Below are 816 nucleotides of genomic sequence, written 5' to 3' on the forward strand. Positions count from 1 at the left end.
CGACGAACGTGGTCTTGCCCACGCCGAAGCCGCCCGCCACCACGATCTTCGCGGACGTGGTGGAGCGGGCCGCGCCGCTAGAGCTTCCGAAGTCCACTGAGCACCCTTTCGAGCAGTGTCACGTCTGGCTGTCCGCCGGCGGACTCGTCGCCGCCGGGCTGATGGATGGCGACAAGCCCGGCCTCCGCCAAGTCGGCGACGAGGATTCGGGCGACGCCGAGGGGGATGGTGAGCAGCGCGGAGACCTCGGCGACCGACTTGATCTCACGGCACAGATGACAGATCCGCTGGTGCTCCGGAAGCTGCCCCTGAAGCTGCCCGGGCGAGGCCGTCGTGTGCACGAGGGCCTCGATGGCGAGCTGGTAACGCGGCCGGGTCCGGCCGCCCGTCATGGCGTACGGGCGCACCAGCGGGTTCTGGCTCCCGCTCGGCGGCGAGCCGTGCTGCCGACGCGGCTGCGGCTGCACGGGCTGTATCCGCGGCGGCGGACCCTGGTCGAACGGCTGCCGCTGCTGCGGCGGCTCCTGGTGGCTCGGTGCGGAGGGGAAGTTGTACCGCTGGGGCGGTTCACCCTGCGGCTGGGCCTGCTGACCGCCGTAGGGATATCCGCTCGGGGGCGTTGCCACGATCTCCTCCTCCAACTACCTGTGCTCTGCCGTTCCCCGCTGTGGGTCCCGCGCCACCGCACCCTATGGCGCGGTGGCGCAAAACGCACTGGTTGTTTATCAGTTGAGAAGGCTTCCCTGGAGTTCCGCGCGCAGGTCCGGGGTGAGGACGCTGCCGGCGCGGTCGACCAGTAGGGCCATCTCGTATCCG

Annotated in this window: 1 protein-coding gene and 2 pseudogenes; all 3 read right to left on the bottom strand. The window is 70.2% G+C overall.

The window, feature by feature from the left end:
* Nucleotides 1-97, bottom strand: a pseudogene (locus GCU69_RS00220) (ATP/GTP-binding protein); the annotation flags it as partial.
* Nucleotides 78-626, bottom strand: coding sequence for a DUF742 domain-containing protein (locus tag GCU69_RS00225; RefSeq protein ID WP_098749760.1), 549 nt, complete (start codon nt 624-626; stop codon nt 78-80). The gene GCU69_RS00225 and the pseudogene GCU69_RS00220, both read right to left, overlap by 20 nt.
* Nucleotides 627-725: 99 nt before the next feature.
* Nucleotides 726-816 (bottom strand): annotated as a pseudogene (locus GCU69_RS00230) (roadblock/LC7 domain-containing protein); the annotation flags it as partial.

This window comes from Streptomyces lycii (genome assembly GCF_009735685.1).
Classification (GTDB): Bacteria; Actinomycetota; Actinomycetes; order Streptomycetales; family Streptomycetaceae; genus Streptomyces; species Streptomyces lycii.